22 protein-coding genes and 1 pseudogene are annotated in these 26504 nt (G+C 38.3%); all 23 read left to right on the top strand.

What is annotated here, in order from left to right; all coding sequences use genetic code 11:
- A complete protein-coding gene (locus H4683_RS18035; RefSeq protein WP_192600223.1) occupies positions 1 to 1023 on the top strand; it encodes an ABC transporter ATP-binding protein in 1023 nt (340 codons plus the stop codon).
- Entirely contained in the window at positions 1016 to 1969 is a 954-nt protein-coding gene (locus H4683_RS18030; RefSeq protein ID WP_192600222.1) for an ABC transporter ATP-binding protein, read from the top strand. The genes H4683_RS18035 and H4683_RS18030 overlap by 8 nt, the downstream gene beginning before the upstream one ends.
- Positions 1970 to 2036: 67 nt before the next feature.
- Positions 2037 to 3680 (top strand): peptide ABC transporter substrate-binding protein, encoded by a 1644-nt coding sequence (locus H4683_RS18025; RefSeq protein ID WP_225942204.1) that lies wholly within the window; start codon positions 2037 to 2039, stop codon positions 3678 to 3680.
- Between the two features lie 77 nt (positions 3681 to 3757).
- Positions 3758 to 4135: a DUF3899 domain-containing protein gene (locus H4683_RS18020; RefSeq protein ID WP_192600221.1), complete on the top strand. Its 378-nt coding sequence runs from the start codon at positions 3758 to 3760 to the stop codon at positions 4133 to 4135.
- 26 nt (positions 4136 to 4161) lie between these two features.
- Positions 4162 to 5943, top strand: coding sequence for a S9 family peptidase (locus H4683_RS18015; RefSeq protein WP_192600220.1), 1782 nt, complete (start codon positions 4162 to 4164; stop codon positions 5941 to 5943).
- 102 nt (positions 5944 to 6045) lie between these two features.
- Positions 6046 to 7359: a M20/M25/M40 family metallo-hydrolase gene (locus H4683_RS18010; RefSeq protein WP_192600219.1), complete on the top strand. Its 1314-nt coding sequence runs from the start codon at positions 6046 to 6048 to the stop codon at positions 7357 to 7359.
- Between the two features lie 355 nt (positions 7360 to 7714).
- Positions 7715 to 8509, top strand: a complete 795-nt coding sequence (locus H4683_RS18005; protein ID WP_192600218.1) for an ABC transporter ATP-binding protein — start codon at positions 7715 to 7717, stop codon at positions 8507 to 8509.
- A gap of 77 nt (positions 8510 to 8586) precedes the next feature.
- A complete protein-coding gene (locus H4683_RS18000; protein WP_192600217.1) occupies positions 8587 to 9642 on the top strand; it encodes a FecCD family ABC transporter permease in 1056 nt (351 codons plus the stop codon).
- Positions 9643 to 9656: 14 nt separating this feature from the next.
- Positions 9657 to 10676 (top strand): FecCD family ABC transporter permease, encoded by a 1020-nt coding sequence (locus tag H4683_RS17995; RefSeq protein ID WP_192600239.1) that lies wholly within the window; start codon positions 9657 to 9659, stop codon positions 10674 to 10676.
- A gap of 150 nt (positions 10677 to 10826) precedes the next feature.
- Positions 10827 to 11813, top strand: a complete 987-nt coding sequence (locus tag H4683_RS17990; protein ID WP_192600216.1) for an ABC transporter substrate-binding protein — start codon at positions 10827 to 10829, stop codon at positions 11811 to 11813.
- A gap of 42 nt (positions 11814 to 11855) precedes the next feature.
- A complete protein-coding gene (locus H4683_RS17985) occupies positions 11856 to 13574 on the top strand; it encodes an ABC transporter ATP-binding protein (protein ID WP_192600215.1) in 1719 nt (572 codons plus the stop codon).
- Between the two features lie 152 nt (positions 13575 to 13726).
- Complete coding sequence (locus tag H4683_RS17980; RefSeq protein WP_192600214.1) at positions 13727 to 14767, top strand: ABC transporter substrate-binding protein; 1041 nt, start codon at positions 13727 to 13729, stop codon at positions 14765 to 14767.
- A 41-nt stretch (positions 14768 to 14808) separates the two neighbouring features.
- Positions 14809 to 15786 carry an ABC transporter substrate-binding protein gene (locus H4683_RS17975; protein ID WP_420826585.1) on the top strand — a complete coding sequence of 326 codons (978 nt, stop codon included), beginning with the start codon at positions 14809 to 14811 and terminating at the stop codon, positions 15784 to 15786.
- A gap of 190 nt (positions 15787 to 15976) precedes the next feature.
- Complete coding sequence (locus H4683_RS17970; RefSeq protein ID WP_192600212.1) at positions 15977 to 17035, top strand: NAD(P)/FAD-dependent oxidoreductase; 1059 nt, start codon at positions 15977 to 15979, stop codon at positions 17033 to 17035.
- 55 nt (positions 17036 to 17090) lie between these two features.
- Positions 17091 to 17354: pseudogene (locus tag H4683_RS21565) on the top strand (thioredoxin reductase); the annotation flags it as partial.
- 475 nt (positions 17355 to 17829) lie between these two features.
- Positions 17830 to 19179: a PepSY-associated TM helix domain-containing protein gene (locus tag H4683_RS17965; RefSeq protein ID WP_192600211.1), complete on the top strand. Its 1350-nt coding sequence runs from the start codon at positions 17830 to 17832 to the stop codon at positions 19177 to 19179.
- Between the two features lie 265 nt (positions 19180 to 19444).
- The gene (locus H4683_RS17960; RefSeq protein ID WP_225942203.1) at positions 19445 to 19657 is read left to right on the top strand and encodes a hypothetical protein; all 213 of its coding nucleotides are present in this window, start codon (positions 19445 to 19447) and stop codon (positions 19655 to 19657) included.
- 910 nt (positions 19658 to 20567) lie between these two features.
- Positions 20568 to 21575: an ABC transporter substrate-binding protein gene (locus H4683_RS17955; RefSeq protein WP_192600210.1), complete on the top strand. Its 1008-nt coding sequence runs from the start codon at positions 20568 to 20570 to the stop codon at positions 21573 to 21575.
- A gap of 351 nt (positions 21576 to 21926) precedes the next feature.
- Positions 21927 to 22901, top strand: coding sequence for an ABC transporter substrate-binding protein (locus H4683_RS17950; RefSeq protein ID WP_192600209.1), 975 nt, complete (start codon positions 21927 to 21929; stop codon positions 22899 to 22901).
- A 71-nt stretch (positions 22902 to 22972) separates the two neighbouring features.
- Positions 22973 to 24049 carry an ABC transporter substrate-binding protein gene (locus H4683_RS17945; RefSeq protein WP_225942202.1) on the top strand — a complete coding sequence of 359 codons (1077 nt, stop codon included), beginning with the start codon at positions 22973 to 22975 and terminating at the stop codon, positions 24047 to 24049.
- 316 nt (positions 24050 to 24365) lie between these two features.
- Positions 24366 to 25088, top strand: a complete 723-nt coding sequence (locus tag H4683_RS17940) for a ZIP family metal transporter (protein WP_192600208.1) — start codon at positions 24366 to 24368, stop codon at positions 25086 to 25088.
- A gap of 590 nt (positions 25089 to 25678) precedes the next feature.
- Positions 25679 to 25879 (top strand): ATP-binding cassette domain-containing protein, encoded by a 201-nt coding sequence (locus tag H4683_RS17935; RefSeq protein ID WP_192600207.1) that lies wholly within the window; start codon positions 25679 to 25681, stop codon positions 25877 to 25879.
- 92 nt (positions 25880 to 25971) lie between these two features.
- The coding region (locus H4683_RS17930) for an ISAs1 family transposase (RefSeq protein WP_192600206.1) at positions 25972 to 26504 on the top strand (533 nt) is incomplete at its 3' end.

Here is a 26504-nt window from a genome sequence, read left to right as displayed (position 1 = left end):
ATGGAGCAATTATTAGAAGTGAAAAATTTGGAAGTGAATTTCAGGACATATGGCGGAGAAGTCAAAGCTGTACGTGATGTTTCATTTCACATTAACAAAAGTGAAATTCTTGCGATTGTAGGCGAAAGTGGTAGCGGTAAAAGTGTCACGGTACAAACAATAATGGGTTTATTGCCGATGAGCGTTGCTGATATAAAAAATGGGACGATTCACTATAAAGGACAGAATTTATTGGAGTTAAAGAAAAGAGAGTTGCGAAAATTAAAAGGTTCTAAAATCAGTATGATCTTTCAAGATCCAATGACTTCTTTAAACCCGACGATGAAGATAGGATCTCAAATAGCAGAGGGGTTAATCATTCATCAAAAAATAAGTAAACGTGATGCGAAAGAACAAGCAATTAATATGATTAAACTAGTAGGAATACCTAATCCAGAGCAGCGTTATGACCAATATCCTCATGAGTTTAGTGGGGGAATGCGCCAACGGGTAATGATTGCAATTGCATTAGCATGTAGACCTGAATTATTAATTGCCGATGAACCAACAACGGCTCTTGATGTAACGATTCAAGCACAAGTACTGAAATTAATGATTGAGTTGAAAGAAAAAACAGATACGGCAATTATTTTAATCACACATGATTTAGGTGTAGTTGCGGAAACCGCTGAAAGAGTAGCGGTCATGTATGCAGGTGTTATTGTGGAAACTGGGACAGTTCATGAGATTTTTGAGAATCCGAAGCATCCTTACACATGGGGGTTAATGGAGTCTATTCCGGATTTCATGAGTACGACAAAGGAAAGACTGATTCCGATTGAGGGTTCACCGCCTGACTTATTTGCACCTCCAAAAGGGTGTCCATTTGCACCAAGGTGTAAATATGCAATGGATATTTGCGTTGATCAAATGCCCCTAGATTATGAAATTAGTTCTAGTCACTCCGCGAAATGTTGGTTAAATGATGAGCAATCACCAAATGCTGACGAAGTTCTTGCTTTAGGGAGGTCTCTATATGAGTGAAGTTTTAGTTGAAATCAAGAATTTAAAAAGATACTTCCCAGTAGCGGATAAGAAAACGGTCAAAGCAGTTGACGATATTTCATTAATTATTCATAAAGGTGAAACGCTTGGTTTGGTAGGAGAAAGTGGCAGTGGGAAATCGAGTCTTGGAAAATTAGTCGTAGGATTAGATACCCCTACTTCAGGTTCAATTTTATTCGAAGGAAAAGAATTTACCGGATTAAATAAGAAAGATCAACGTGAAATGAACCGCGAAATGCAAATAATATTTCAAGATCCACATGCTTCATTGAATCCAAGAATGAGAATCGGCGAAATTATTGCGGAAGGCATCGATGGCTACAATTTGGCTAAAGGTAAGAAAAGACTTGAAATCGTTTATAGTTTGTTAGAAAAAGTGGGACTCCGACCCGAACATGCCCAACGCTATCCCCATGAATTTAGTGGTGGTCAAAGGCAGCGTATTGGTATTGCGAGGGCGCTTGCTGTTCAACCAAAGTTTATTGTGGCGGATGAACCAATTTCTGCTTTAGACGTTTCCATACAAGCACAAGTAATAAACTTATTAGAGGACTTAAAAGAAAAAGAACAACTGACATATTTATTCATTGCTCATGATTTAGGAATGGTCAAGCACATTAGTGACCGCATTGGAGTAATGTATCTAGGGAAAATGATGGAGTTGGCCAGTAGCGATGATTTATTTAAGAGTCCTTTGCATCCCTACACACAAGCATTAATGTCTGCAATTCCGATTGCTGATCCTAGTTCGATTAAACGAGAACGGATTGTACTTAAAGGAGATCCACCGAGTCCAGTTAATCCGCCTAGTGGATGTCGATTTAGAACGCGTTGTGCAAAGGCAATGGATATATGTGCAGCAATCGAACCTCAATGGAAGGAGGTGGAAGATAATCACTGGACGGCGTGTCATTTATATCCTTGAAAGGGACATTTAGATTAATAAAAGTGTCTGGATTAAGTAGTTTTACAAACATAAGGGAGGGTTAAATTTGAAGAAATTATTCGTATTAATGATTACTATCTTATCACTTTCAGCTGTTCTTGTAGCATGTAATGGAAAAGATAAAGATAGTAGTGACAAAGGTAAAGAAGATGGTAATTCATCATCCGGAAAAGCTGAAAAACAAGAAATTGTAATGAACGCAGGAAGTGAGCCGCCAGCAATTGACCCGGCGTTAGCAACAGATACAACATCAGGCTGGGTTTTAGATCATATTTTTGAAGGCCTTTACACACGTGATAAAAATGGAAGTGCAGTTCCGGGATTAGCAGAGAAAACAGAGATTTCGGAAGACGGAAAGAAGTACATATTCACAATTCGTGATGGTGCAAAATGGTCCGACGGAAGCCCTTTGACAGCTAATGATTTTGAGTTTGCTTGGAAGCACGTTCTTAATCCGGACACGGGAAGTTCTTTTGCATTCTATCTATACTACTTAGTTGGTGCAGAAGAGTATAACAAAGGAAATGCTAAAGCAGAAGACGTTGGAGTAAAAGCGTTAGATGAAAAAACATTAGAAGTAACTTTAAATGAGCCACTTGGTTATTTTGAAACATTGTTAACGATGTGGACATTTTATCCAGTAAAAGAAGAACTAGTTGCTGGCAATGAAAACTGGTCTGCTGAAGCTAAGACGTATGTAAGTAACGGACCATTCAAAATGACAGCTTGGGAACACGACAGTGAAGTTGTTATCGAGAAAAACAATGAGTACTACGATAAAGATAGTGTAAACTTGGATAAAATCACATTCAAGATGGTTGGTGAAGCTACAACATATTATCAAATGTATAAGACGGGTGAACTCGATTTCATAAAGAGTTTGCCGACAGATGTAATTGAATCTGAAAAAGATAAGGATGACTTTGAAATTGTTCCTTATTATGGAACGTATATGTACATGTTTAACGTAGAGAAAGAACCCTTTACAAATGAAAAAGTTCGTAAAGCATTTGGCATGTCAATTGATCGTGAAGTTTTAACTGAAAACGTTACCTTAGCTGGAGAAACTCCTGCATATGGGATGGTTCCAGTTGGAGCGGATTCACCAGAAGGGGATTTCCGTGCAGTTGGCGGAGATTACTTTGAAGAGAATTTGGATAAGGCAAAAAAATTACTAGCAGAAGGTATGGCTGAAGAAGGTTGGACTACTCTTCCGGAAGTTACACTACTGTACAATACAGATGAAAACCATAAGAAAATTGCTGAAGCAGTTCAAGAAATGTTCAAGAAAAATATAGGTGTCGACATTAAGCTTGCGAATCAGGAATGGAAAACATACCTAGAAACGACAAAAGCACATAATTTTCAAATGGCTCGTATGGGCTGGATTGGATTGTTTGTAGACCCTGTTGTAAACTTGGATTACTATTTAGGGGATAGTCCAAATAACCGTACAGGTTGGGTTAATGAAGACTTTGATCGCCTAATGGCAGAATCTAAAGTAGAACAAGATACAGCAAAACGCTATGAGTTACTTCATCAGGCTGAAGAAGTTTTAATGACTGACTTCCCAATGATGCCAATTTATTTCTATACAAACACATATTTGATGAACAAAAATATTAAAGACGCAGCTAAATTTGTTAACCGTTTTCCTTTTATGAAGTGGGCAGAAGTAACAGAAAAATAATAATTGAACACCCCCTTTATCTTTCTTTTTTGATAGAGGGGTGTTTTAAGTTAAATGGGTAGCCAGAGGTGAGGATTATGAAAATAAATGTTTTTGTTGCTAGTGTTAGTATCATCGTTTGGCTAGTTGTAAGTATAATGAAAAATCTATCATTCCTCGAGATTACTAATTTAACATTTATTGTAGGTATTATAACCTTAGTCATGTATGCGATTATCGTCATAATTGAATCTAAGTTCTTAAATTTAGTTACCAATGGATTTAAGAAGCTTAATTATTTAATATTTCCACAATCAAGAGCTTCAAAAAGAGCAGAGAAGCTTGTCGATAGCGATCATAAACTGATTGAATGGAAACTATCTGTAAAAGAAATCTTGAAAAAAGTAACTGCTATAATCTCAATTACCACTCTGAGTATTTCATTTGTCTGTTTAGCTTTGTATTATTGGGCTTGATAAAAATTAGTTTAAGAGGTGTAAAAATGAAGGATAAACTTTCGCTTTATTTGAATGTAGTCAATGGTTATGAACCAGTTGTAATACCTGGAAAAAATAAATTCACTTTTTTAAGTAAAAAAACTGGAATGCCCCAAGCATATAGTTGGAATGGCAACGACGGTAATGTACAGCCATTTGGTGATTTTAAAGATCGAATCATGTCTGTATTTCACTCGCCATCTGGAAGTCGAACAATAATGGGAATGGACTATAAAGGGAATGAAAAACAACAATTTTATTTGGTAAATGAAGATGGGAACTACGAACAACTTGTTTTATCCCCAGATCATTTTCATAACTTTGGTGGTTGGTCTTCAGATGAAAGTAAAGTTATGTATTCAAGTAATCGACGAAATAGTGGTTGCTTTGATGTTTTCGTCCTTGACCTTGCAACAAGAAAAGAAGAAGTGATGTTTGAATTCGATGGGAATTGTATTCCGATATGTTGGATGAATGATGATCATAAGAATATTGTAATTAGTATTCAAGAAACAAATATTGATAGTTCTTTATACATTTTAAATATTGAAACAAAAAAAATGAAAAAAATAGGACCTGAAAAAGGTTTTGCAAGATATCAATCAGTAGTGTTTTCGAAGGATGGAAGAACTGGATATGTTTTATCAGACTTTGAGATGGATAATCTAGCAGTTTATCGCTTTTTTATTGACAAACCTGAGAAATTGGAAAAACTATTTAATGAGCCTATGTGGGATGTAGAAGAAATTTCATTATCTCCTAATGAGGAAACGCTTATCGTTAACATGAATACTGGTGGAACTTCCATTATTAAGAATTATAATCTTCTAACAAACGATGTTAATCAGTTAGAGGATGTTCCAAGCGGAGTGATCGATTCGGTTTCTTGGTTGAGTGACAATCGTTTTATATTTTCCCTGAAAAGTGCTACTATGCCCGGTGATATTTGGGCATATGATATACAGAAGGGGAAAGCTGAACGACTAACGTATTTTGGCGTTTCGGAAGAAATAGAGCATCTTTGGACACAGCCAGAAGTATGTAAGTTCAAGTCATTTGACGAACTAGAAGTCCCTTATTTCTACTATTCGAAGGAACAAAATCCGAAAGCTACTGTTATTTACATACATGGGGGTCCGGAAAGCCAAATTAGGGCGAGCTTTAATCCTGTCATTCAGTATTTAATCTCCAAAGGATTTGCTGTAGTAGCTCCAAACGTGAGAGGGAGCATGGGGTATGGTCGCAAATATGTTCAGTTAGATGATGGAAGAAAAAGAATGGATGCTGTTGCGGACCTTGCAAGTTTAGTGGAGGATCTTGTTCAAACCAAATCGATTGACCGTAACAAAATAGGAATAATGGGCAGAAGTTATGGTGGCTTCATGGTTCTAGCCGCAGTAACCCATTATCCAAATTTGTGGGCAGCAGGAGTTAATATTGTCGGAATTTCGCACTTTAAGACATTCTTAGAAAACACAGGTTCTTGGCGTAGAAAGTTAAGGGAATGCGAATACGGAACTCTTGGTGTGGATGATGATTTCTTTGAAGAAATTGCACCTTTAAATCATCTTGCCAGTATTCAAGCACCTTTGCTCGTCTTTCATGGTCAGAATGATACGAGAGTTCCGGTTAGTGAAGCGGAACAACTGACAAAAGAAATGCGTGAAATGAAAAAAGATGTTGAATTATTCATATTTGAAGATGAAGGTCATCAAACAGAAAAGCTGGCAAACCATATTACAATGAATACAAAGATTGTAGAATTTTTCAATAAAACTTTAAAGTAAAAGTTACTAATGACTATAGGTTATCGTATCGAAAAAAATTGGGTTGCATGATAATATATGAAAACAGTGAAACATTTCAGTGGAGATTTGGAGGGGTCATGGATGAGTGAAAAGAGCATAATAGATAAATCAAAGCAAGAGTATAACGTATCAACTGAAGTGAAAGAAGTCTACAAATTACTTCGTTCAAATTCGCAAGTCGAAAAAGGACTATCTTTTTTAAGGAAAGATAATGATTATACAACGAATGAACAAATTGAGCTTACAGCTATACAAGCACCTACATTTCAGGAAGAAAAACGAGGGATATATTATCAAGAAAAATTAAGAAACTTAGGAATTGAGAATGTCGAAATAGATGAAGTTGGTAATGTATTTGGCATCCGTACTGGAACAGGAAATGGACCAACTTTAGTTTTGTGCGCCCATCTGGATACAGTCTTTCCGGAAGGAACGGATACTGTAGCAAAGAATATAGACGGAAAAATATATGCGCCTGGAATTGCTGATGACGGTAGAGGATTAGCTTCTGTTCTAACAATAATAAGAGCTCTGAACGACGCAAATATTCAAACAGTAGGAGACCTGATTATTGGCGCCACAGTGGGTGAAGAGGGGCTAGGAGACTTACTTGGCGTAAAAACATTTTTTGAAAACCGGAATGATATCGATGGTTTTATCTCTATAGAACCAGGTGAACCCGATCGAATAATCTATTTAGGAACAGGTAGCAAAAGATATAAAGTTTCATTTCGTGGGCCAGGGGGACATAGTTTTGGAAACTTTGGAACGCCAAGTCCCATTCATGCTCTAGGGAGAGCAATTGCTAAAATAGCATCTTTAGAAACACCGGTTAATCCAAAAACAACTTATAATGTTGGTTTAATTAATGGTGGTACTTCTGTCAATACCATTGCTGAAGTTGGAGAAATGGTTATAGATTTGCGTTCTAATTCACAAGATGAACTAGTAGCTTTAGAAGAAAAAGTAGTAAATATCATCGAGGAAGCTGCGGAGGAAGAAAATCTTCGCTGGAAGAAAGTAAATGACATAACCGTAGATCTGGAACTAGTTGGTAATAGACCAGCAGGCGTCCAAAATCCGGAGTCTATTATAGTACAAGCTTCAGCAGCTGCTACATCTGCCATTGGCTTTGAACAAATTTTGAGTGATGCAGGTAGTACCGATTCCAACGTCCCTATCAATCTTGGAATCCCGGCTGTTACTCTTGGCGGTGGAGGTGATTCTGGGGGATATCACACTCTCAATGAATATTATAATCCAACAGATGCTTATTATGGTGTACAGAAAATACTTCTAACTATTTTAGGACTTGTTGGTTTGGAGAATGTTACTCTACCTCTGCTGTCGAAAATAGCAAGTGGAAAATCAGACATAAAAAACTCTGAACACTGAAAAAGTCTAAACAAGAATTGGAAAAACGCTGAGATATTCTAGATTAGCATTTTTCCATTTTATAACCAATGTCTCAATTGTGCATCGGAAACCTCTCCCGATAATTCGTTGCTACCTTAATAAAAACTAGGAAAATAAATCAACCAAACAAAAAGAGCTAAAAACCACTGCGGTTGTAGCTCTTTTTTTTGTCCTAACAATTCAAAAATAATTCACACAAAAACTCAATTCAATCTACTTTCTATTGACAATACCCGCAAAAGTAACTAGTATATTTAATTGATACTGATAATCGTTATCAATTATAAAAAGATTAAATTACTGTGACTGTCGAAAAGAAAGGGAGTACTATAAAATGTCGATTCTAAAAGTCGATCAAGTGGCAATTGGTTATTCAAACGCACTTATTATTGATGATTTAAGTGTGTCTATTCCTGAGAAGAAAATAACGACGATAATTGGCCCGAATGGTTGTGGGAAATCGACGTTATTGAAAGCTATTTCACGTGTGTTAAAAACGAAAAGTGGTGCTGTTTACCTCGACGGACGTGCGATTCACCAGTTACAAACAAAGGAAGTCGCAAAGAAGATGGCAATTTTGCCACAATCGGCAGAGGCACCCGCGGGATTGACTGTTTTTGAACTTGTTTCCTATGGTCGTTTTCCGCATCAGAGTGGTTTCGGCTCTTTAAAGAAAGAAGACTATGAATATATTTATTGGGCACTTGATGTAACTGGATTAATGGAGTTTAAGGACCGTTCCATTGAAGCTCTATCTGGTGGGCAAAGGCAACGTGTTTGGATTGCGATGGCGCTGGCACAGGGTACTGAGATACTTATTCTTGATGAGCCGACAACCTATTTGGATTTAGCACATCAACTGGATATTTTACTGCTCTTGCAGCGATTAAATGAGGAAGAAGGCCGGACAATTGTCATGGTGCTTCACGATTTGAATCATGCTTCGCGCTTCTCTGATTATATGATTGCCATGAAGGATGGCGCATTGATGATGGAGGGGACACCGGAGGAAGTGATGACTTGTCTTAATTTGCAAAGTGTCTTTAATATAGATGCTAGCATTGCGACGTGTCCATTTAGTAAGAATCCAATATGCTTGTCCTATCAACTTTTTCAGAAAAACAAGTGATTCTCTTTTTAACAATACAAGCTTAAGAGGGAGAACCAAACTAATTAGGAGAAGGTTTGGTTTGAAGGAGGAAATGTATGTCTACTCCAGCAGAAGTTTCTGCCGAAATAGAAAAATTAACAGAAATTAAAAAACATTCACGTCCGATTATGGCCATCGTTATTTTATTTGGCGGGGTGGTTGCATTACTCTTTTCAATCGGTCTTTCCATTTCATTTGGAGCAGCGGATATTAAGTTAGCTACTGTTTGGACGGCTGTGTTTAATTTTAATCCTGATTTAACGCCACATCAGATTATTCGAGAAATACGTATGCCGCGTGTTCTTGGCGCCGCGATGGTCGGATCTTGTTTTGCAGTGGCTGGCGCAATTATGCAAGGAATGACCCGAAATCCGCTGGCTGATTCTGGTCTTTTAGGCCTTAATGCGGGTGCTGCGTTCATGCTTGCATTATGTTTTGCCTTTTCCCCGGGTTTACCGTATATGTTTCTCATCATGTATTCCTTTTTGGGTGCTGGATTAGGTGCTGGTATTGTGTATGGAATTGGTTCGATGTCGCGCGGTGGTTTGACGCCTATGCGTCTTGTGCTAGCGGGGGCGGCGGTAAGTGCGTTATTGGGTGCGCTTAGTGAAGGGATTGCTCTTTATTTTCGTATTGGTCAGGATTTGGCATTTTGGTATGCGGGCGGCGTATCCGGTACGAAGTGGATTCATCTTCAAGTTATGTCTCCATGGATACTTGCGGCGATGATCGGTGCAGTAATTCTTTCCCGCTCTATCACTTTATTAAGTCTTGGGAATGAAGTGGCGATTGGGCTTGGTCAAAAAACAAAGACGATTAAAGTATTTGGAATGCTCATTGTGCTCATTTTAGCTGGGGCCGCTGTTTCCGTTGTAGGGGCTGTTGGTTTTGTTGGATTAATCGTTCCTCATCTTACTCGATTACTGGTTGGTCACGATTACCGCTGGATTATTCCTTGCTCAATCGTAATTGGCGGTCTTTTAGTTGTTTTAGCCGATCTTGGCGCACGGATGATTAATCCGCCGTATGAAACGCCGATTGGTGCATTGATTGCTTTAATCGGGGTTCCGTTCTTCCTGTATCTTGCGCGAAAAGGAGGAAAAGAGCTGTGAAGAAAAAGACGCTTATGACAAAAGATCAACAGCGGTCAAAGTCCCGAAATCTGATTGTCATTGGAATACTCGGGCTACTTATCATTATTGCTTTTATGATCAGTATGAATACCGGCTACATTAAGTTGTCACCGCTTGAAGTAATCCGCACGTTGTTTGGATATGGGACGGAAAAGCAACGACTTATTCTTTTTGAATTTCGATTGCCGCGAATCGTGATTGCAGTCTTGGTAGGAATGGGACTTGCGGTGTCGGGCTGTGTTTTACAGGGGATTTCTCGTAACGCATTGGCGGATCCTGGAATATTGGGGATTAACGCCGGAGCAGGACTCGCTGTTATGTTATTCATATCCTTTTTCCCATCGACTACAGCGGCACCGGTCTTTTTACTCCCTATTTTGGCGTTTGTAGGTGCAGGTGTAACAGCGGTGATTATTTATGCGTTAGCCTATAAACGCAATGAAGGAATTTCGCCTATGCGACTGATACTCACGGGGGTAGCGGTTGCGGCTGGGATTAGTTCAATCATGATTGTTTTAACGCTGCGACTCAGTCCCGAGAATTATCAATTTGTCGCTACTTGGTTAGCGGGTAGTATTTGGGGGTCGAATTGGAAGTTTGTTCTGTCCTTGTTACCTTGGATTGTTATTTTACTTCCTTTTGTATTTTCCAAGGCACGTGTATTGAATGTGCTGAATTTAGGTGATTTAACGGCTACTGGTCTAGGTGCATCGATTGAGAAAGAGCGGCGTTTGTTGCTTGCTGCGGCTGTTGGATTGGCGGGAGCAAGTGTATCAGTCAGTGGCGGCATCGGTTTTGTCGGACTCATTGGGCCGCACTTGGCACGTCAATTAGTCGGCTCTAGGCATCAATTTTTACTACCTGCTACTGCTTTGGCGGGAGGGTTTTTAGTTCTTGTTGCTGATACAATCGGTCGGTGGATTTTACAACCATCGGAGATTCCCGCTGGAATTGTCGTCGCTGTGATTGGTGCACCGTACTTCCTTTACTTGCTTTCTCGTTTGAAAGATTGATTATTTATTTTGGGCAAGTTCACCTTAATGGCGAACTTGCCCTTCTGGATGTGGGATAGATTTAAGACGGTCATTTAAAACGTTGACCCCCTTAAAGATACCTGTTAGTATGAACGAGAATGAAAATCATTATCAATTGGAGGAGAAACAATGTTTAAAAATAAATCGCAATTATTCTTTACTTTACTACTCGTTATGCTAGCCCTAATGATTACTGCTTGCAGTGGTAAGGAAGATCAATCATCTGAAAGTGAAAAAAGTAAAGAACAGTCGAAGAAAGAAAATATTGAAAGTGAACAACCTAAAACAAGAATAGTTAAAACGATTCACGGAGATATAGAAATACCCGCAAATCCACAAAGAATTGTTGTCGATGCATACTTACCTACGTTGCTTTTACTAGGGGATAAACCTGTTGGTGCAACAAAGCAAGACCTTGATAACGTACATATACAGGATCTAATCGCCGGGATTGAAAGTACCGGTGAGAATTCTATGGAGAAAATATTGGAACTACAGCCGGATTTAATTATTAGTACCGAACCAGAACAGAGTACATTTGACAAGTTGTCCAAGATAGCTCCGACAGTGATTATTCCTTACAGTACTTATACCGATGCACACGAGGAAGTAAGGGCTATTGGGGAGATGTTAGGAAAGGACAAGGAAGCCGAAAAATGGTTGGCAACTTTTGATGAAAAAATACAACTACAAAGAGAGAGAGTCCAGGCGGTAATGGCTGAAGGAGAAACAGTTTCGATCTTTGGTGCTTTTGGCAAGGACTCATACATTTATGGCGATGGTATTTACAAGGGCGGGCAAGCAATCTATAGACAACTTCAGATAGCGCCACCAGAGCGTATTAAAAAAGAGTTACTAGATGCTGGAGAGTCATACAAACAGGTCTCCTTTGAAGTGCTAACTGACTATGCTGGTGATTATATCTTTTTCGATCAATCAAAAGGCGGTAAGTTGGATAAAGAGAGTAGTGTATGGAGCTCAATTGAAGCAGTTAAAAATGATAATATTTTCTACCTGGATCAGAAAAGATTTTGGCCATATGATCCGATTGCTGTGCTAGCTCAAGCGGAAGAAGTGGCCGATATGCTTATTGCCAAGAAAAAGAGTCAAAAATGATCCATCCTTGAATCTATGAATCTATCGGGAGTGTGCTAGCCATTGTTAAAACGATTTTTTTCTTACTATATACCATATAAAAAATTATTCATCCTAGACTTTTCCTGTGCGGTCATTGCTGCACTATTGGAACTTGCCTTCCCACTAGCTGTCCACCGTGTAGTGGATGATCTATTACCTAGCTCAAACTGGAGTTGGATCATATGGGGATGTGTTTCGTTACTCGGAATTTATATTATCAGTGCAGCTCTCCATTTTGTTGTCACCTACTGGGGTCATAAGCTAGGTATTAATATAGAATCCGATATGCGAAAAGATCTTTTCACGCATGTACAGAAGTTATCGTTCCGTTTTTTTGATAACAATAAAACAGGTCATTTAGTTTCAAGAATGACAAATGATTTAATGGATATTGGTGAAATAGCACATCATGGACCTGAGGATTTATTCATCGCAATAATGACGCTCACAGGTGCATTTGCAATAATGTTCTCGATAAACTGGCAGTTAGCTGTACTTACTTTTATTGTTGTACCGCTTATTATCAGTCTTTCCTTGTACTTCAGTAAGAAAATGTCCATCGCATTTAGACGTTTCTTCGCAGACATTGCAGATTTTAATGCACGTGTAGAAAATAATGTGAGCGGTATGCGCGTTGTTCAAGCATTTGCCAATGAAGAGCATGAAATTGCTCAGTTTAATGAAAACAACGGTCGTTTTCGTGATTCAAAATTAATTGCCTATCGTATTATGGCTTGGAATTCATCCATTAGCTATATTCTCATGAAAATTGTCACATTGTTTGTTCTGTTATGCGGTGCGTGGTTCGTTATCAATAAAGATATGACGAATGGAGAGTTCATAGCTTTTGTTCTCCTATCGAATGTATTTTTAGGACCGATTAAACAAATCAATGGTGTTATTGAAATGTATCCAAAAGGCATTGCTGGATTTAAGCGCTTTGTTGAAATGCTTGAGACGGCACCAGATGTTGCGGATGCAAAGGATGCAATCGCTGTTCAACACTTGGAAGGAAATATAAATTATCAGGACGTGTCTTTTGGTTATGAAGGCAAAGAGAACGTGTTGGAAACTATTAATTTAACGATTCGTGCAGGTGAAACAGTGGCTCTTGTTGGACCATCAGGTGCTGGGAAAACGACCATCTGTAGTCTGTTACCTCGTTTTTACGACATAAATAGCGGCTCTGTACTGATTGATGGAATTGAGACCCGACAAATGACACTTGCATCTCTACGTTCCCAGATTGGAATTGTCCAACAGGATGTATTTCTCTTTGATGGAACGATTCGAGAGAATATCGCTTATGGCAAGTTAGGCGCATCCGAAGAGGATATATGGGAAGCGGCAAGACGAGCTCAATTGGAAGATGTCATTCTTGCCCAATCAGAAGGACTGGATACATTGATTGGTGAACGAGGCGTCAAAATGTCTGGTGGACAAAAACAACGTCTTTCCATTGCTCGAATGTTCCTTAAAAACCCGTCTATATTGATTTTAGATGAAGCAACATCCGCACTGGATACAGAAACAGAGGCAGCGATTCAGCAGGCCTTAACTGATTTATCTAAAGGACGTACTACGCTTGTTATTGCGCATCGATTAGCAACGATTAAAAATGCAGATCGCATTGTTGTTGTGACAGAGGATGGCATTGTCGAGCAAGGAAGTCACCATGAGTTATTAGCTGTAAAAGGAGCTTATCATAGACTACATGAGGCACAATTTTCCAGTAGGTAAATAAATAGTGGGAAAATAAGGTCAAGGTGGGGAGGTTAATCTATTATAGGAAGGGTTATTTAGTCGCTTTAGCACTAAGCCGATTATTCACTGCACAAGATTTTAAAAATAGATTGTGAGTTTCTTATATAAAAACTTGGAGGAATCAATATATGAATATAATCGCTAAACGAATGCTTGTTGTTTGTATTACTTGTCTCTCATTAATTATCCTAGGGGCTTGTAACAATAACGAGGATGAAATAAATACCGAAGCTTTCTCTACTTCTGCAGAAATAGAGAAAGCTACTAATGATACATTCACAACTAAATTAGTGAATCATGATTTGGGTGAAACTGAGATTCCAACAGAACCTAAAAGAATTGTTTCAATTAATATGGAGGATGTGTTAGTGAATTTGGATGTGAATCTAGTATTGGCAACCCCTATCCAACGTCAAGATTATTTGAACGATATATTAGAAGAATCGGGGACAAAGCTAGCAGAATATAGTGGGGAAATCAATTTTGAAGCAATCATTGAAGCCAATCCTGATCTAATCATTGCCTCGACAGTGCTAGTAAGTGAAGTATATGAAAAACTAGAAAAAATTGCTCCAACTATAGCTTATAATCGAGCAAATTGGAGAGACTCCATTGTAGATTTAGGAGAAGCGCTAAATAAAGAAGAAAAAGCAAAGCAAATTATTATAAAACATAAGAAAAAAATAGCTAAGAAAAGAGAAAGTATTACGAATCTGATTGGGCAGGAGCCAACCGTAGCATTTCTTAGGATGCAAGAAAAAGATTTAAGATTATTTTATCCTTCTATTTTATCTGATCCCAATCCTTTTTTAGGCTACGTGAGCATTGCTTATGAAGAAGAAGGTCTACAGTGGAAGGCGGATCCATATATTTTGGGATTACAAGAAGAAACTCCAGACATGCAAAATGCATCCGTCTCTTTAGAAGTTTTGCCCAAACTTACTGCAGAGCATTTATTCGTGGTGACCTTGAGTTCAGATGGAAGTGACGAACAACTTCAAAAAACACTGGATGAGTTAATCTCTATGGAGGACAGCACTGTTTGGTCTGCTATACCGGCGGTCAAATCAGGGAATGTTCATATTTTGAACATGAAAAATTGGTTAATCGATGGCCCTACGGCAGAAATGTCTAAATTAGACGAACTTGAACGAGTATTGAAGAAATAATGGAAAATATAAATGGATTTATAATTAAGAGGAGATAACAGATTATGAAGAAACATAAATTAGTGATCATGACTGCCATGCTAGTTTTTCTTGCTTCCATGCTGGTTGCTTGCAACAAATCATCTACAGAGATAGAGGACAAGGAGAAAGAATCAGAAAAAGAACAGCGGGTTGTGGAAAATCGGGCGTTTGAGACGATAAAAGGATCGGTTGAAATCCCTGCAAAGCCGATGCGAATCGTGACGGACTTTTACGGTGGAGAGTTATTATCTGTTGGTGCGAATGTAGTAGGGGTTGAGCCAACAGCATTTGACAATCCATTTATAAAGGATTTATTAAAGGATGCCGTCGAGATTGGTCAGCCGGTCAATGTTGAAAAAGTGTTGGAGCTGGAACCGGATTTAATTGTTGTCATGTATGATGAAAATTATAAGCAACTTTCGGCAATTGCACCAACACTTCATATTCCATATGGAACAGCGACGAATATAGAAGAAACGGTCAAATTATTTGGAGATATTACTGGTAATTATAAGGAAGCGGAAAAATTCATGAGCAAATTTGATCAGAAGGCAAAAGCGGGTAGAGAAAAGCTTTCAGGAATTATTGATGCCAATGCAACATTCGGTATTTATGAACTAACGGACAAAAATGAGCTATGGATCTTTGGAGATAATGCGGGGCGTGGAGGACAAGCATTGTATAATGCGTTGGAGCTTAACATACCACATGAAAATAAAAATGAAGAACAAACACTCCAACTATCCATGGAAGTATTACCAGAATACGCGGCAGACTATATGTTTTTGACGACTTACGATCCTGAGAAAAAAGGACAGGCGTTGAAAAGCCTGAAGGACTCATCCATTTGGCAAGGATTGGACGCGATGAAGAACAACCAAGTGTTTTACAATGATTTTGACACGTATTACCGATATGATCCGATTGCTATTTATGAGCAAATTGACTTATTTGTAAACATGCTCATTGAAAGAAACAAAGAAAATCAAACGAAGTGATTTTGAATGATGGGCTAATCAAGCAAGGAAGATATGCTTGATTAGCTTTTATTATGGAAGTAACTTAGAGTGTTCTGAAATTATATTTGTGATTGCCTGTAAAAGATTGAAAAGAATACTCTTATGTCTTATACTAATAATTGATAACGATTATCATTATCGATTATGATTTAAAAAAGGAGCTTACATGATGAATTCAGAAGAGCTATATGATGTGACAATTATTGGCGGTGGCCCAGCAGGACTTTTTTCCGCTTTTTATAGTGGTTTAAGAGAAATGAAAACAAAGATTATCGAATTCCAACCTTACTTAGGAGGAAAAGTGCATGTCTATCCAGAGAAAATGATTTGGGATATAGGTGGGCTTACACCTGTTACAGGAGATCGTCTGATTGAGCAAATGATTCAACAAGGATTAACTTTTGAGCCTGAGCTTGTATTAGGTGAAAAAGTGACGTCGATTAACAAAGATGAGGATGGAAACTTTGTTATTCAGACATCTACGAACCAAAAGCATTTATCCAAAACAGTCATTTTAGCTGTTGGTGGGGGAATCTTGAAACCAACAAAATTGGAAATTGAAGGCGCTGAACGTTTTGAAGTTTCAAATTTGCATTATACAGTGAAATCTCTTGCACAATTTAAAGGAAAAACCGTATTGATTTCCGGTGGGGGCAATGCTGCTGTTGACTGGGCAAATGAATTGGAACCGATTGCGAAAAAAGTCTATCTAACTTATCGGAAAGACATGTTGAAAGGGCATGAGGCGGAGGTATCGAGACTATTCAATAGTTCTGTAGAGTGCTTGTTGAATACATCGATTCAAAAACTTATTGCGGCAAGTGATCACGAAACCATTGAGAAAGTCGAATTGCTTAACGGTGAGGATGGAAATAAGATTCAGCTGTCTATTGACGAAGTTATCATAAATCATGGTTATGAACGTGATAAAGAGTTAACATCAAATAGTGGATTAAACATTGAAATGGCAGATGAATACGGTATTGCAGGTAGTCCGATGAGTGAAACATCTGTACCAGGGCTCTATGCAGCAGGAGACATATTGAATCACGAAGGAAAGCTTCATTTAATCGCAGGGGCGTTTCAGGATGCTGCAAATGCCGTGAATAAAGCGAAACAATATATTATGCCAGAAGCTTATGGACATGGAATGGTCTCTTCACATAATGACATCTTTAAAGATAAAAACCGTGAATTAGTGAAGCATTTGTATACAGTGAAAAACTGATTTATAATATGAACAATTGTTTGTCTGTTAATGAAAATGTATAGACTTTTAAGGGGATGTAGCGGTTGTAAATGCAAAAGGGGAAACAAATATTCCAGGCGTTTATGGAGCAGGAGATTTCATCGACCACCCAAGCAAAGTTCGCTTGATTGCTGGCGCTTTTACAGATGGAGCGCTTGCGTTAAACAGCGCGAAGCTACATATTGATCCAAAGGCGCCGAAAGTAGCCTATGTCTCATCACATAATATCCGATTTAAGGAACGAAACAAGCAACTTGGATTAGAAGATGATGGTCATTATAGAGATGTAGAAGGGTAATAGAAAGGGAGAAACCGGGTGTATACAGCACTCGGTTTTTTCATATCTACTATTTTATTTGCTGGGAAAGGGTTGAAATGAAGCAGTGAAAGCAAATGACCAACTCCTCGTTTTTGACTGGTTCATTAGTCCTGACTTGGGGATAAGTTTGTGGAAGTGATGGATAAACCCATGAAAGTGATGGATAAACTTGTGAACTTGACGGATATAATTCCAAAAGTGACGGATATCCCTGAAACATTCGTTTAAGGAACTTTAATAGACTTCATTTATTCACCACATTTAAATGTTATAAATAATCATTGTTATTTGTTATATGCAGAAGAATTTTAATGCTGTCTAATAAGGAGGTGGGATAAATTGTTGCCAACCACAGGCTACTGCCATTTGAAACAGTTGGAGGAGAATAATAGCAGTAAATTGTAGTTTCAAAACAAAAAACATACTAAGTTATGCTCTTGATGGGGGTTTAGAAATGAAAAAAGGCAATTATAATCGTTTATGGCAATGGCATTTTTATGCAGCATTATTTATCGTACCACTATTGATTACATTAACACTAAGTGGCATTGGATATTTATTTTATACAGATGTAGAAAATAAAGCCTACGATGATTTATTCTTTGGACAAAGTGAAAAAACAGAACAAATTACGATTGATGAAGGCATTGAAAAGGCAGTAGAGCAATACAAAGGTTATTTTGTCTCAAAGGTGATTGTATTAGATGATCCGTACAATACACGCTTAACGATGACAAATGATGACGGCGACCAAAAATATGTATTCTTAGATAGTAATTATGAAATGATTGGTAGTCAAAATGCGAAACATACATTTTCAAATGTTATGAGAGAAATACATAGTTCACTTTTTGTAGGTGGAACTGTTGTAAATTACTTAGTTGAATTAGCTGCATGCTGGGCAATCTTTTTGCTGTTTACTGGTCTTTACATGACCTTTAAGGGAAGAGCATTGAAGAAGATACAGAATCCAACGAAGCGACAAAAAAATAAAAAATTGCATGCGTTAGTGGGAACAATTATTACAATTCCCATGATTATCATTATTTTCACCGGCTTACCTTGGTCAGCATTTATGGGCAATTTTATATACTCAGCAGCCCAAAAGCATCCGTCTATTGGGATTCCAACATTAAAACAACAGCCGCCGATTTCGGATATGAATGAAATTCCATGGGCTACTCGTAAAAACAAGGCACCCACATCAAGCGAATCTCATGCACATCATGGAGATATGTCTGCTATGCCAGGTATGTCAATGGACAGCGGTATGTTAAGTGTCGAACAATTGATCAATAAGGTTGAGGGAGCTAATATTTCGAAACCATATTCAATTATTTATCCAGCGACTGAAGAGGGTGTATACACCGTATCTAAGAGTAGTAATACTGGTGTCACCGGTTTAGACGTTAGCCCGTATGATGAAATGACAACCTATTTCGATCAATATAGTGGAAACTTGATTTCACTAGTGAGCTATCAGGATTATGGTGTTTTGGCAAAATGGTTTACATGGGGAATTCCATTACATGAAGGTCATTTATTTGGTTGGCCAAACAAACTGATTAACTTATTTGTTTGTCTTTCCTTCCTGTTCGTCATTTTTTTGGGAATTAAAACATGGCTATCTCGTAAAAAAGAGGGTAAATTCTCAGCTCCACCAAAAGCTTCAAGTGGCCTTTCGATTGGATTTATTGCCTTCATGGTAATTTTGGGGTTAGTTATGCCGTTATTCGGGATTTCTTTAATCGTGGTGGTTATCATTGAAGGAATTATTTATTTCATCAATAAAGAAAAAAAGTAACCATAGCAAACTAATCTTTACTAACTCAACTTTCGGAGTTGAATGCTTTTTCAAGGTCGTCAAGTCGTACTTACAATTACTAGATTAGTGAAGATGGTTGAAATATGTTTACGAATAAAAGAAGTTTTATGGAAAGTATACCTTTCTTTAAAACTTCTTTTTTTTTGCGATTGGCCCTGTTGGTAAGTTTAGTTGGTAAGCCCGATTTTTGGGATGCCACATAGTATGAATCTGTTGAGAAAATAGCAAGGTGGTTTCCATCGAGGTGTTGCCTGAGTATGCTGGTGATTATGTGTTCCGATCTGCCTATAAAGAAATGGAGGACTTGTCGGATAACGTCGTCTGGAACAGCATACCGGCTGTGGACGAAGGACGGTTAATCGATATGAGCTTCGGCTTATTCTTTTACAATGACATTTATTCACTGGATAAACAGCTTGACTTTGTTGTGGACAGCTTGCTTGAAACGGTGAAGTAAGTCGTTAGTTCTTTGTTTAAACGCAATTCCGATAAACGTATGTGTTTAGTTATATGAAGGATTAATTCTCTCAGGCCAGTAGTGGGGCTTGAGGGGATTTTTTTGTTCAAAGATAAGAAACAACATTCAGATGATACTCGCCACCACCATCTAACATGAAAATATGTTCTCATACCAAAGCAACGTATAATTTTTATAGACTTGGGTAGTTCCTAGTTTTTGACTAATTCATTAGTCCTGACTTGAGAATAAGTTTGTGGAAGTGGTGGATAAATTCAACAAATTAACGGATAAATTTATGAAAGTGACGGATAAAATTGTGAACTTTACGGATATAATCCCGGAAGTGAAGGATATCCATGGAAATATTTATTAGTTATTGGCTCAACTTTCAGAGTTGAATAATCCCGATGAAATTGCATTAAAACATGGTTCAGTACCCATTTTCGCACAAAAAATATAGAAAACCCTCGATTCTTTGATGAAATAAAAATACGACAACAACAAAAGAATGAAAAGTGTTGGGCAATTGAATACTTTTTCAAAATCGCCAATTCTGACTTGAGATTACTAGACTTATGCAGTGAAGATGGTTGAAATATATCTACAAATAAAAGAAGTTTTATGGCAAGTATACCTTTCTTTAAAATTTTTTTTGCGATTGGCCCTGTTAGTGAATAGTGTTGATAAATCTGATTTTGAGTTGTCACATAGTATGAACCTGTTGAGAAAATAATTTTTGGGTGACACACTCACTAAAATGTAGATGTAAAACGAAGTAGTAGCATTTTGTATAACACTGCAAATCTAGGTTTTTATTGCGAATTAGAATTTGGGATGCTATAGTATTAATGAGAATGAGAATGAGAATGAGAATCATTATCGATGTAATGGAAAAGGAGATTTACCTATGAACAGAAGCAAAAAAATATCCATGATAGCAACCGCATTACTTTGTTTCATCTTAAAACTGAGTGCCTGCTCCAACGGTAAAACAGCTACGAATGAGGAATCGGCGGTACAAAAGCAAGCCGAAACCAATGCGATGACGGAGGAAAATCAAAAGAGCAACTCATCTGAAACAAGAATATACAAGGACAGTCAGGGACATGAAGTTGAAATCCCAACGAACCCTAAACGTATTGTTTTACAAGGAAATGCAATTGGCGATCTGCTGGCACTGGGCATACAACCAATCGGCATCGATCGTCGGTTTATAGAAAGCTCGGTTAATATTGATAAGGAGCAGAAACCTGCGCAGGATATTGGCTTTCCAACGAACCTAGAGTTGGTACTCTCATTAGAGCCAGATTTGACGATGCTTTCCTATGTGTTAGACAAGGAGTATGAAGAAGCCTCCAAAATCTCTCCAGTCGTTACTTTTGATGGGGCCCTTCCCTTGAAGGTGCGTTTCCCAGTAATCGCGGATATTGTTGGTAAAAAGGCTGAGGCTGGGCAATTGTTACAAGACTATGATCTTAAAGCTGAAGCAATGTGGAAGGACTTGCGAGTAAACGGCAAGATAACCGAGGGTGAGACTGCAGTTGTGCTTCAATATTACTGGAATAAAACGATGTATGTGATGAAGACCGGTGCACTTGCCGAATTACTTTATCAGCCTTCCGGATTTGGGATGGATGACAAGGTGAAGGCGCTACAACCAAATAGTGGCCCATATATAGAGGTTTCTAATGAATTGATGCACGATATATTGATTGGTGATCGATTATTTGTGTTGCACTCTGCTGACAAGGATGCAGAGAAAGCTTTTGCTGAATTGTTAAAGACCGACTTATGGAAGTCGCTTCCGGCAGTTAAGGGCGGCAAGATTAATTTTATCGAGGATAAATGGAATTATAATGACATGACAACAAGCGATATGCTGCTGGATGAATTTCCAAATGTTATGGAGCAGTAAGAAAGCGGCTTGACTTGCGATTACTAGACTAGTGAAGAAGGTTGAAATATATCTACGAATAAAAGAAGTTTTATGGAAAGTATACCTTTCTTTAAAACTTCTTTTTTTGAGATTGGCCCTGTTAGTGAATTTAGTTGATAAACCCGATTTTTGTGTTGCCACATAGTATGTATCTGGTGAGAAGATAATTTGGTGTGACACCGCTCACTAAAAAAATTGATGTACAACGAAGTAGTGAAATTTTGTATAACACTGCAAATCTAGTTTTTTATTGCGAATTAGAGTTTGAGATGCTATAGTACTAATGAGAATGATAATCATTATCGATAAAATAGAAAAGGAGATTTACCCATGAACAGCAGTGAAAAAATATCCATGACAGCAACCGCATTATTTTGTTTGAGTTTATTGCTAAGCGCCTGTTCCGGCGGTACGACAGGCAACACTTCTGCAAATGAAGAAGCACAGACAACCTCCAATAAAACAGTGGAGACACAACTACAGATTAAAACAGTGACCACCATCAATGGCGATATTGAAATTCCTGCCAAGCCGCAGCGTATTGTAGCAGAGGAGTACCTGGGTAGTCTAATCACCTTGGATGTTATTCCGGTGGGAGCCCCAGAGCTAACAATTAAAAACTATTATTTTAAAAAGGAGCTTATGGGGGTTTCGGATATCGGAGCATACGGCAAACCGTCCGTTGAAAATATACTTGCTCTTAATCCAGATCTCATTATTACTGGAAATGGAGACAACTACGAGGCATTAAGCAAAATTGCGCCCACGATTGTTATTCCTTATGGCGATTTGAAAGACGTTCATGAGGAGCTAACCTATTTCGGTAACCTTCTTGATAAACAAGGGGAGGCGGCGGCTTGGCTACTTCAATATGATCAGCAGATTGCTGAAGCTAAGGCGAAAGTGGATGCTGCTGTTCCTGCGGATGCCAGCTTCTCTATTATGGAGGATGGTGGCAAGTCGACATGGGTATACGGTGATAATTTCGGTCGCGGGGGACAGCCGATTTATCAGGCGCTTGGACGTAAGCCACCCAGCGATGTTGCTAATGTAATTATGGAGAAGCAATGGGCCGAACTCTCGGCAGAAATGATAGAAAGTTATGCTGGTGATTATATTATTATGACTTCCAACGAACGAACAGTTGAAGATTTTAAGGCAGATCCGATTTGGGGTAGTCTGCCAGCCGTCAAGAATGATCATCTCTACGTTTGGCCGGAAGAACGCTCATGGTATTATGATCCGATTGCCGTTCTTGCTCAGATTGAAGAACTAACTACTTGGCTTACCAATCTTGAAAAATAGAAAAAGATGCTCCCTAGCTTGTTGCATGGCACGGCATGGGAAGTAACGAAATAAAGGAGTCTACACATAATATGGCGATGCAAACAATAGGAAGTATACGGAAGATTCGTTGGCTGGTCGTCCTGCTGGCCATTATGGTGAGTTTGGCAGGCTGCGGCGATGCAAAGGAAACATCGACGAATGGTGAAGACAGTAAGCAAAAGAACAGTAAGCAAGAGAACAATAAGCAAGAGAACAGTAATCAAGAAAACAGTAATCAAGAAAACAGTAAGCAAAAAAACAATAAGCAAGAAAACAATAAGCAAAAGAGCAGTGATACAAGGAAGGTTAAAGATGCTTTTGGCGAAGTAGAGGTTCCTGTCAAGCCACAGAGAGTAGCAGGCATTTACTTAGAGGATTATATGTTGGCGCTGGGTGTGGAACCGATTGTGCAGTGGTATCATCCGAACTGGGGTAAACAAGATTATTTAGGACTGACAGATGTTCCGTTATTCGATATTACGGGTAGTTTAGAGGCCATGCTTGAAAATAATCCTGACTTAATTATATTGAATGGAGGAATGGATGATAGTTATCAACTGTATTCTAAAATTGCACCTACTTATCGATTGCCAGATGAAATGATTGGAGATGCAGAAGAAACGCTCAAAACGATTGCTGATTTACTAGGCATTCCAGAGAAGGCTACTAGCGTATTAGGAGATTATAAACAGAAGGTTGCCGACACGAAAGAGAAGTTGGAAGAGGCTATTGGCCGCGAGACAGTTGCTGTCGTGCGTCTCGATGTTGGGGACAAGCCGGAGCTGCGTCTGTTCGGTCTGACTAATGCATATACTGGCATGATTTACAAAGACCTTGGTTTGGAGCCGTTTCCGTGGGTGAATAACATCGAGGCCCATGATGTTATTTCACAAGAAAAAATACCGGAGTTTTCCGCCGATCATATTATCATCTTCCCTTCTGATGGTACATGGGACTCCCAGTCTAATGAGAAGGCGGTTGCACTGCTTGACGATCCATTATGGAAAAGTATTCCTGCTGTCAAGAACGGTCATGTTTATCAACTAGAACGCTCGCATTGGCAATCAGGAGCAATTACAGCGAATAGGATGAAAATGGATGATTTGGTGAAGTTTTTAGTGAAGTAAATAGCCCTAGCAATAGGGTAACGAGATACAAATGAGAAAGCTCTTTACGTTTGAAAAATAGTTGTGAAGACGAGAAGAATAAATGGGGGATCAACTGTCCGAAGAGCTTACGGAATATAGTTCGATTCTGCTTTAAACCCCGAATGGTTAATCTTCAATCAGTGGGGGATGGAGAATCCCCCACTGATTGAAGATTAACTTTATCAAGAATACGTTACACTCAAGGGAGAAAATGGACTTCGCAAAATAAGTCGTCAGCATAATTTTAGACTACTACCCATATAAACTTAAAGACAAATAACTGAAGGATGGTTTATTGACTCCTGTTTGGTTTGTAGGTTTTTTATCAACTTTTGCTGGTATCGGCATAGGCGGAATTATTGCGGGTCTTATAAATGGTTTTCAGAGAAGTATGGGTACAATCTACGCGGTATCTACAGGGTTAATCTTAGGTTTGATAAGTTTTGAAATCATACCGGAAGCCATACAATTGGGCAATTGGATTATTTTTTTATTGGGATTCTTAACTGGAATTCTTGTATTTAAGCTCATTCATATGGGCATTCATAAGAACTCTTTAATTACAGCAGGATCATATAAACCTTTTAATAGAAGGCTTGGTTTATTTCTAGCTCTAATTATTTCTATTCATAATCTACCTATGGGGGTAGTTATGGGGACTAGTGGGCATTCGCAATTCAATCTAGCGTTATTGCAAGCATTAATATTACATAATATTCCTGAAGGTATGATACTATTTACTCCATTATTTATGGCTAGAATTAGTTTTAATAAGTTATTCTTTCTTTCAATTCTAGTCGCTGTTCCTGTTGCACTTGGGGCATTAATTGGAGAAGTGATAGGCCAGCAAAATACGCCAATATGGGCATTCTTAATAAGTTTGACAGTTGGAACTATTTACATGGTCACGATTAAGGAAATCCTAACTGAATCAATTAGGCACTCATCTAATCGTTATAGCTTGCTGGTTGCTTTCCTTGCCTTTTGCCTGCTGGGTTTATATCTGATTTATTTTTAATTGCCTAACCGTGGCATTAATATCAATATATAGTGAGAAAGGCCCTGCTGATGAGGATGATTCTCTTCGGCAGGGCCTTTCTCATAATAAGGGAGATTACAGCGAATACGATAAAAATGGATGATTTTCTGTAATTTTTTAGTGATTCTAGTGGAACCGTCGATGTAAATAGCGAAACTATCATCATAGTTATGTGAACTATCTGTTAACCTGTTCATGCGAATACCATTAAAAATTGTTGGAAGATTCCTACTTACGAACGATTGAAACAAATGAGAGAGTATTGTAAAATTAATGTAATTTATAGAGATGTTATACCGCCAAGCATACATAATTATAGCGATTCCTTCGGCTATAGTGGGCACATCTCACTAGATTATTTTACCTACAGTTCTAAGAATAAGACAACTGTAGCAGTCTACTCTGAAGCAGTTTATTGTGAAGGCAATTGTCCAACACAAGCAAATAGCGGTGAATAAATTGGTGATCAAAAAACCTCTGACTATATCAGTAGTTCAGAGGTTTCTCTTATTATGTGCTTGATTTACAGTTCTTGAAATATACCTAACACAGGTGAAAAGGGGGATTATATGGTAACTACAATTACATGTGAAGGACTGGAAAAGACGTATATAGGCGATGGTGTGACGACGAAGGCTGTGCAAAATATCAATTTAACCTTTGCAAAGGGGGAATTTACGGCGATTATTGGGCCTTCGGGTTCGGGCAAATCGACTTTGCTTAGCTTGCTTGGAACGCTCGATCACCCAACGACCACGGCGAATTCATGAAGAGAGTATTTGGAAAAAGATAATAAAGTTTGCTGGAAAATAATTCATTACTGAGCTATGATACTATTCAAAAGTTTACGAGGAGGATACGTATGAACAACAAACGATATCAAGGTCCTATTTTTGAATACTTCGAGGAGTTGAACGACACGAGACAGGAAGGGAAAGTTCGCCACAAATTGACAGATATTCTTTTTATCGTGGTAACTGGAGTCATTTGTGGATTGGATGAATGGGATGATATCCATTTTTGGGCGAGCTCGGATTCCAGTCAACAGTGGCTTAAAAAGTATATCGAATTACAGAATGGAATCCCGTCTGAATCCACAATAAAAAGACTATTTTCCATCATCAAGCCTAAAGAGTTTGAAACCTGTTTTGCAAATTGGATGAAAACGGGTCTAGAGTTGCCGGAAAAAGACGGCGTGGCCATTGACGGAAAAACATCAAGAGGTTCCAAGGACAAGAAAAAAGAGAAACAAGGTATACATATTGTAAGTGCTCTGTGTCACTCGTACGGATTGGTGCTTGGACAAACGAAAACAGAAGAAAAAAGTAATGAAATTACAGCCATCCCGGAATTGTTGGATCAATTGTATATTGAGGGTTGCATTGTAACGATTGA

This window comes from Sporosarcina limicola, from assembly GCF_014873855.1.
In the GTDB taxonomy this organism is placed as follows: domain Bacteria; phylum Bacillota; class Bacilli; order Bacillales_A; family Planococcaceae; genus Sporosarcina; species Sporosarcina limicola.
Note: the sequence above shows the minus strand (reverse complement) of the source record. Positions and strands in the feature narration are given on the sequence as shown.

Coding starts and splice junctions, on each gene's coding strand:
- H4683_RS17950 (WP_192600209.1), top strand. CDS start 21,927: ATGAACAGCAGTGAAAAAATATCCATGACAGCAACCGCATTATTTTGT.
- H4683_RS18015 (WP_192600220.1), top strand. CDS start 4,162: ATGAAGGATAAACTTTCGCTTTATTTGAATGTAGTCAATGGTTATGAA.
- H4683_RS17945 (WP_225942202.1), top strand. CDS start 22,973: ATGGCGATGCAAACAATAGGAAGTATACGGAAGATTCGTTGGCTGGTC.
- H4683_RS18010 (WP_192600219.1), top strand. CDS start 6,046: ATGAGTGAAAAGAGCATAATAGATAAATCAAAGCAAGAGTATAACGTA.
- H4683_RS17980 (WP_192600214.1), top strand. CDS start 13,727: ATGAATATAATCGCTAAACGAATGCTTGTTGTTTGTATTACTTGTCTC.
- H4683_RS18035 (WP_192600223.1), top strand. CDS start 1: ATGGAGCAATTATTAGAAGTGAAAAATTTGGAAGTGAATTTCAGGACA.
- H4683_RS17995 (WP_192600239.1), top strand. CDS start 9,657: ATGACAAAAGATCAACAGCGGTCAAAGTCCCGAAATCTGATTGTCATT.
- H4683_RS18020 (WP_192600221.1), top strand. CDS start 3,758: ATGAAAATAAATGTTTTTGTTGCTAGTGTTAGTATCATCGTTTGGCTA.
- H4683_RS18030 (WP_192600222.1), top strand. CDS start 1,016: ATGAGTGAAGTTTTAGTTGAAATCAAGAATTTAAAAAGATACTTCCCA.
- H4683_RS17965 (WP_192600211.1), top strand. CDS start 17,830: ATGAAAAAAGGCAATTATAATCGTTTATGGCAATGGCATTTTTATGCA.
- H4683_RS18000 (WP_192600217.1), top strand. CDS start 8,587: ATGTCTACTCCAGCAGAAGTTTCTGCCGAAATAGAAAAATTAACAGAA.
- H4683_RS17970 (WP_192600212.1), top strand. CDS start 15,977: ATGAATTCAGAAGAGCTATATGATGTGACAATTATTGGCGGTGGCCCA.
- H4683_RS17990 (WP_192600216.1), top strand. CDS start 10,827: ATGTTTAAAAATAAATCGCAATTATTCTTTACTTTACTACTCGTTATG.
- H4683_RS17955 (WP_192600210.1), top strand. CDS start 20,568: ATGAACAGAAGCAAAAAAATATCCATGATAGCAACCGCATTACTTTGT.
- H4683_RS18005 (WP_192600218.1), top strand. CDS start 7,715: ATGTCGATTCTAAAAGTCGATCAAGTGGCAATTGGTTATTCAAACGCA.
- H4683_RS17935 (WP_192600207.1), top strand. CDS start 25,679: ATGGTAACTACAATTACATGTGAAGGACTGGAAAAGACGTATATAGGC.